The organism is Nevskia soli (genome assembly GCF_903970205.1).
Taxonomy (GTDB): Bacteria; Acidobacteriota; Terriglobia; order Bryobacterales; family Bryobacteraceae; genus Bog-113.
Map to the genome: position 1 here is coordinate 1 of NZ_CAJCHS010000025.1, position 6,644 is coordinate 6,644.

At 57.5% G+C, this 6,644-nt stretch carries 9 protein-coding genes; 6 read left to right on the forward strand and 3 right to left on the reverse strand.

Features of this window, described 5'->3' with window-relative positions:
• Nucleotides 1–127 precede the first annotated feature (127 nt).
• From H1Y01_RS01450 to H1Y01_RS01470, 5 genes are all read left to right on the forward strand, one after another.
• Nucleotides 128–427: a type II toxin-antitoxin system ParD family antitoxin gene (locus tag H1Y01_RS01450; protein WP_180538319.1), complete on the forward strand. Its 300-nt coding sequence runs from the start codon at nucleotides 128–130 to the stop codon at nucleotides 425–427.
• 219 nt (nucleotides 428–646) lie between these two features.
• A complete protein-coding gene (locus H1Y01_RS01455; RefSeq protein ID WP_180538320.1) occupies nucleotides 647–1,168 on the forward strand; it encodes an RNA polymerase sigma factor in 522 nt (173 codons plus the stop codon).
• Entirely contained in the window at nucleotides 1,165–1,488 is a 324-nt protein-coding gene (locus H1Y01_RS01460) for a hypothetical protein (RefSeq protein ID WP_180538321.1), read from the forward strand. Before H1Y01_RS01455 ends, H1Y01_RS01460 begins: the two co-directional genes overlap by 4 nt.
• Nucleotides 1,478–2,029, forward strand: coding sequence for a DUF4252 domain-containing protein (locus H1Y01_RS01465; RefSeq protein ID WP_180538322.1), 552 nt, complete (start codon nucleotides 1,478–1,480; stop codon nucleotides 2,027–2,029). Before H1Y01_RS01460 ends, H1Y01_RS01465 begins: the two co-directional genes overlap by 11 nt.
• Nucleotides 2,029–2,877, forward strand: coding sequence for a hypothetical protein (locus H1Y01_RS01470; protein ID WP_180538323.1), 849 nt, complete (start codon nucleotides 2,029–2,031; stop codon nucleotides 2,875–2,877). Before H1Y01_RS01465 ends, H1Y01_RS01470 begins: the two co-directional genes overlap by 1 nt.
• On the opposite strand, the gene H1Y01_RS01475 is transcribed toward H1Y01_RS01470, so the two are convergent.
• Genes H1Y01_RS01475 through H1Y01_RS01485 form a run of 3 tightly spaced genes read right to left on the reverse strand, consistent with a single transcriptional unit; the run spans nucleotide 2,846 to nucleotide 5,741 of the window.
• Nucleotides 2,846–4,450: an amidase gene (locus H1Y01_RS01475; RefSeq protein WP_180538324.1), complete on the reverse strand. Its 1,605-nt coding sequence runs from the start codon at nucleotides 4,448–4,450 to the stop codon at nucleotides 2,846–2,848. The genes H1Y01_RS01470 and H1Y01_RS01475 overlap by 32 nt on opposite strands.
• A gap of 11 nt (nucleotides 4,451–4,461) precedes the next feature.
• Complete coding sequence (locus H1Y01_RS01480) at nucleotides 4,462–4,986, reverse strand: YfiT family bacillithiol transferase (RefSeq protein WP_180538325.1); 525 nt, start codon at nucleotides 4,984–4,986, stop codon at nucleotides 4,462–4,464.
• Between the two features lie 26 nt (nucleotides 4,987–5,012).
• Nucleotides 5,013–5,741 carry a M15 family metallopeptidase gene (locus H1Y01_RS01485; RefSeq protein ID WP_180538326.1) on the reverse strand — a complete coding sequence of 243 codons (729 nt, stop codon included), beginning with the start codon at nucleotides 5,739–5,741 and terminating at the stop codon, nucleotides 5,013–5,015.
• 34 nt (nucleotides 5,742–5,775) lie between these two features.
• Here H1Y01_RS01485 and H1Y01_RS01490 point away from each other — a divergent pair.
• Nucleotides 5,776–6,644, forward strand: an 869-nt coding sequence (locus H1Y01_RS01490; protein WP_219341175.1) for a GH39 family glycosyl hydrolase, incomplete at its 3' end; no start/stop codon positions are given.

Sequence of the window (6,644 nt, forward strand, 5' to 3'; positions counted from 1 at the left end):
CCCACCGATAAACGCGTCGCTCGCGTATGCGGTAATGATCGTGCTGCTGAACCTTGTCCTGGTCTACCCTCTGTATCGCAAGCGCATTTTTCTGCGCATCTGAGATATTGGAGTCAAGGAGCGCTTCATGCCGACCCGGAATGTGGATCTACCCGAACACTTTGACCGCTTCATTGAGTCCGGCGTCTCTTCGGGCCGGTTTAGCGATGCTAACCAGATGGTGCGGGAAGGTCTTCGGCTGCTTGAAGAGCAACAGGAAGAACAGTCCAAACTCGAGTGGCTGCGAGCCGCGGCGAAGGAAGAATTCGACGCGCTTGATCGCGGGGACTACGTGGTCCTGGAGTCGCCCGAACACGCGGCTGGCCTTGTGACAGCGCTACATGACAAAGTCATGGCGAGACTAGCTGCCGAACGGAAGCTTGGCTAACAGTCCACCCGATTCGCTACAAATGCTGATTTACCGGGCGATATAAACGGCGCCCTGATGGCGAGATCGAAGTCGGCCCGGTTCTCCATGAAGCCCGTGATGTGAAACCGAGAGTTCCCCACGAGTCCTTATCGTACACTCTTCCTTTCACTATTTTGCGTCACTATTTTGCGTCCCTGGCGCACACTGTTGCGTATCAGCACATAGAAACTGGCGCGATTGAAAAAGACGGCGGATGAACGGTTCGAGCGCTTGCTGGGCGAACACCAGTCTCTGGTGTTCAGCATTGCCCTGCGTTTGCTCCGCGACCGCGCGCTGGCCGAAGAACTGGCGCAGGACGTATTTGTGCAGCTTTACGAGCATCTCGACAAGATCGAATCCGAAGACCACGTGAAGTACTGGTTACGCCGGGTGACGGTGCATCGTTCGATTGACGAGGTCCGACGCAGAAAGCTTCGTCCCAAGCTATGCCTCGAGGAAGTCCCGGAGCCGTCTTCGCGTCCCGCGTCGCCGGATGTACTGATGGACGACATGCTCAGAAAGTTTGTCGCGGCGCTGCCGGATAAGGCGCGCGCCATCGTAACGCTGCGTTTCCAGGAGGATCTCGATCCAATCGAGATCAGCCGCGTGATGGATCTGCCGGCAAGCTCCGTAAAAAGCTTGCTGCATCGTAGTCTGCGTCTTCTGCGATCGAAGGTCGAGCGGGCGGCGCACCAGCCGCAAATGGAGTTGAAAGCATGAACGATTTGAAAGATGAGAGCGCATTCGAAGCAGCGCTTCGCCGGGCATTGCGGCGGGAGTCGCCGTCCACGCAGTTCGCAGAACGAGTGCGGGGCCGCATTGAAGCGCGGCGCAGAAAACGGGCGACGCGGTACTGGATGGCGGTCGCGGCAATGGTCGCTCTAAGTGTGGGCGCCGGGACGGCGGTACACGATTACGAAACGCAGCGGCAGGCGAAAGCGACCAAAGCCGGGGAAGAACTGGTGATCGCGCTTAAGATCACATCGAGTAAGTTGCACGCCACGCAGAAGATGATTCGAAGGAGAACCAATGCGATTTAGCCGGGCGCTCGCGATCGTTCTATTTAGCGGGTTCGCGCTGCGCGCAGGCCCTGTCGACCTCAAGCAGCTTGACCATGATGTCTTCGATCGGCTGGCGCAGAAGGCTAAGAGTAAAGTCGAGATCAATCTCAACGGCGATATGTTGAAGTTCGCGGCCGGGATCTTCGAAGACCCGGACGATAAAGACGCCGTGCGACTGAAGAGGATTATCTCCGGACTGAGCAGTATCACTGTTCGGAATTACGAATTCAAAAACAAGGGCGATTACTCACCGGAGGATGTTCGGATCATCCACCAGCAGATACAGGCGATGAATTGGAATCGCGTGGTGGATGCCACGGATAAAGAAGAAGAGGAGCATTCCGAAGTCTACATTCTACCGGGGAAGACCAAACCGGGTGGCGTGTTTATCTTAGTCACCGAGCCGTTGGAACTAACCATGGTTTACATTCTCGGGAACATCGATGTGAACGATCTTGCGTCGCTGGAGGGTCTCGGGGTTCCGGATGTGGCGTCGAAGCTGGGAAAGGAGACGAAGTAATGCGGCTTATCTGCCTGGCGATAGCCTTTACAAGCCTATCTTTCGCCCAGACGGCGGACGAAATCATGGCGCGCGCGGCTGCCAATCAGGATGCGTCTTCCGCCGCGCGAGCGAAGTACGTGTATCACCAGAATCTGTTGGTGCGGATGAAGCGCGCGAACGGACGGTTGGCTCGCGAAGAAATTCGGGATTACACCGTTACTCCCTCCGAAAAGGGTTCAAAGCGCGAGTTGGTAAGGCTGGCCGGCAAAGTTGGGGTAAGTAAGGACAAGACGATCGAATACACCGATCCGAAATACCAGCGAAACGGGCACGATGTGGACAGTCAGATCGTCCAGCAGATGGCCGACGATTTCGGCAATGAGAAGGAATCGAAGGACGGGGTCGATCATGATCTCTTCCCGCTGACGACGAAATCGCTCAAAATTCACCAGTTCACGCTGGTGGGCTCCGAGAAATTCGACGGCCACGATGTCTGGCACCTCAGCTTTGAGCCGCCGAACAAAGCGGGAGTATTCGACGACGATGACGGGGATTGCATGGCCGGCGACGCCTACATCGACAAAGCCGAATATCAGCCCGTTATGATTTCCACTTACTTGAAGTGCAAGATACCCATGGCGATCAAGGTTACTTTGGGAACCAATGTGCAGCACGTCGGCTTCAAAGTAACTTACAAGAAGTTCGAAGACGGAGTCTGGTTTCCCGTAACCTACGGCGGAGAGTTCAAGTTCCGCGTGCTGTTCATGTACGCGCGCGAAGTCGGGATCGGATTGATTAACTCCGATTTCAAGCGAGCGGGCGCCGAATCCTCTGTTACTTATGAGAAGGCGGAAGCGACTCAGTAAGACTTAGCGTCTTCAGAAACTGCGGTTCCCGGCGAGCTTTGGTCATCTGTTCGAATGCGTAAGCCAACTTCAACAGCTTACCTTCGCTCCACGCCGCGCCAAAGAACGACATCCCGATCGGGAGCCCTTCGACAAATCCCGCGGGCACGGTAACGTGCGGGTAACCGGCTACCGCGGCGGGCGTCGAACAGCCGCCCGTGTCACTATCGCCGTTCACCCAATCAATCAACCAGCTTGGCCCCGCGGTCGGCGCGATCAAAGCATCCAGGTTGTTTTTCTGCATCACCGCGTCGATACCTTCTTCACGCGTCAGGCGCTTTGATTTGGCCAATGCGTCGATGTACGTCTGATCCGTCAAGGGGCCGCGAGCTTCCGACTTCTCAAATAGCTCCTGCCCGAACCACGGCATTTCGGTGTCGCGATGCTGCTGGTTAAACACGATCACGTCGGCCAGCGACTTAACCGGCGCGTTTGGACCTAGACCGCTCAGATAGGCATTCAGGTCGGCCTTAAACTCGTAGCTGAGAACCGCGCTTTCCGCTTCGCCGACATCGTGATCGGAAGAAGGCAGATCGGCGGGATCTATAATCTCAGCGCCCGCGCTCTTTAGTTGAGCGAAGAGACCTTCGAACAACTTGTCGACCTTGAAGTTGTTGCCCATGAACTTGCGGGCGACACCAAGCCGCGCGCCTTTAAGGCCGCGAGCGTCGAGGAAATGAGTGTAGTCGGGTTCGAGGTGATTGGCACCGGCCTGAGTAACAGGATCGCTCTCATCGACGCCGCGCAGAGCCGAGAGCAGTAGCGCGGCATCGTGAACCGTGCGCGCCATCGGCCCGGCTGTATCCTGACTATGCGAGATCGGAATGATTCCGGACCGGCTCCACAGGCCAATCGTCGGTTTAACGCCGACCACCCCGTTCATCGAAGACGGGCAGACAATCGATCCGTCGGTCTCACTGCCCACCGCCAGCGCGCAGAGGTTAGCGGCAAGCGCCGCGCCCGATCCCGAACTGGATCCGCAAGGGTTGCGATCAAGCGCGTAGGGGTTGCGCGTCTGACCTCCTCGCCCGCTCCACCCGCTGACGGAGTGTGTCGAGCGGTAATTCGCCCACTCACTTAGGTTTGTCTTACCGAGGAGGACGGCGCCCGCGGCGCGAAGTCGCGTTGCAATGAACGCGTCGCGCGGCGCGGAAGCACCAACAAGCGCCAGCGAACCCGCGGTAGTCGCCATCTTATCCGCGGTCGCGATGTTGTCTTTGACGAGCACCGGAATGCCGTGCAGCGGACCGCGCGGTCCGTTAGACTTACGCTCCCGGTCAAGATCACCGGCGATGCGCAGCGCGTCGGGGTTCACTTCGATTACTGCATTAGTCGTCGACTTATCGAGTTCATTGATACGGGCAAGGTACTTGCGGGTGATTGAGACAGCCGTTTCGGCGCCCTTGCCCATGCGCGCGGATAGCTCGGCAACAGTGACTTCGGCCAGGTCAAAGTGATCGTTGCTCGCGGCTTTCGAAACCTGTGGCGCGGCGGCGAAGAGAGCAGTTGCTCCCAGGAATTTTCGTCGGTCCATGAGTTTCTATGTTAAGCGTAGGCGGTCAGGCCGCGAACCATGCGTATGTGCGCCAGGTGATGACGGCCATGCCACGCGTACAGGCCCGTGGTCTCGCTTATAGTCTTGCGGCCAAGGTCCGGGTGAACGAAGGCGCGATCGAAGTCGGCATCTCCCAGCGATCGCAGAAGCGTCACCCAGCGCGAATGTAGAGCGGTAAGCAAATCGAGTGAAGGCTCCACCGGCATCGTGCGCGCATCCGGTAACTCGGCCCATTTCGCTTCGTCGTAGGGCTTGATCACGGGTTCCTCTTCAGTCAGCGCGAGACGCATACGGGAATACGCGTTCATGTGGCTGTCCGGCAGATGGTGAACCAGTTGGCGTACGGTCCAGCCGCCGGCGCGGTACGGCGAATCGATCTGCGCTTCGGACATGTCGCGAACTAACTCGCGAACCTGCCGCGGCAAAATGGCGATCGCCGTGATCCACTCATGGCGAATGTCGTGAGTGATTTCGTCGGGAGCTTGAAAACGGCCGATCGGGTAGCGAGTGTCCACAAAGACACCTCCTCAGAGTCCCTAGTTTACTTCCGCGGCGAAACTTGAGTGACATCGGGCTTTTCGAAATGTTGATAATCGGGGTTCGCCCACGTTCCACCCCAAGTCCACCCCCGTTGTTCGAAAAGTTTCACGATGAAGCTCCCGGCGAGAATAGAGCCGGGGTGAGCGGCGGTTCGATCCGTATATCGCGCGCCCTCCGGCGGAAGCGGCTTGCCGTGCAGGATCATCGGGTTCGTCAGCGGGTTGATATCGATCGCGCGGCCCCAACTATGATTCGAATATTTACCGGGCTGGCCGGTAACATCGCGGCAATTGAACGCCGAGGTGTTGTTCGCGTCCATGGACGCGTTGTCGCTTCCGTTGTAATTCTCCACCGGTGACATTTTTTCGATAAGGAAACCGTGATCGAACAGCCGCCCGAAAATCCATTCGAGGTCGTCGGCAACGGATCGATTGATGATGATTTCTCCGTTGCGCGGTTTGCCGGAGAAATCCCAGTAACTTACCCGCAGCATCGTTAGTTCAGAGGGCGACGCCGGGCATCCAGGATGCCAGGTCCACTTGCGAACTTGCGTGAGTAGGTCATCGCTGATCCCCAGACGAGTCGCGTGCGGTTCAAAGCCATTGCGCGCGGACGTGAGAGCTACGATCTCCGGCGGATCATCCGAGCCGGTTTGAGTCGCAACGGCACGTTGCGCCGCGAGCGGAACGCTGACCATGCAGAGAGCAACTAACTTTGCGATTCGGGCCAATCTGTACAATAGCTTCAACGGAAATCCACCTGACATGAGAAGCGTGGGACAACTCCTTGTTGTGTTTGCGTCGCTGGTTCTCGCCCAGAACCCTCCACTTGCCGGTCCCGCGGTCCCTGCCGCCGGCGCCGAGACGATCGCAATCGACGCGAACGGCCCGAGCCACGCATTTCCTCACTTCTGGGAACGCGTCGTCGGCTCCGGCCGCGCGATCCTCACGCTGCGCGACAGCTACCGAACGGACCTGAGCAATTTCAAGCGTGCTACGGGCGTCGACTATGTTCGATTCCACAACATCTTCCACGATGAAGTCGGCATCTACGACGTCGATAACAACGGCACGCCGATCTATAACTGGTCCTATGTGGACCAGATCTATGATGGACTGATCGAATCCGGCGTCCGGCCCTTCGTGGAACTTAGTTTCATGCCCTATAAGCTGGCTCTGAATAAGCAGCCGCATCCTTTCTGGTATAAACCGATTCCATCACCGCCCGCTGATTACAAGCGTTGGGATGAGATGATTCTCGCTTTCACGCGCCACTTAGTAGACCGATACGGGTTGGGTGAAGTCCAGAACTGGTATTTCGAAGTCTGGAACGAGCCGAATATCGATTTCTGGGATGGCAAGCCGGCCGAAGCAACTTACTACGAGCTTTACGATCACACCGCCAGTTCGGTCAAGGCGATCAGCACGAAATTGCGGGTCGGGGGGCCGGCGACGGCGCAGGCTGCATGGATCGACCGCTTTCTGGACCACTGCGCGAAGAATAAAATACCGGTGGATTTCGTCTCCACGCACGTTTATGGGAACGATTCCTCGCACGACGTCTTCGGCACGGACGAAACGATCGGGAGGGCAGACATGGTCGCGCGCGCTGTCCGCAAAGTATACGATCAGGT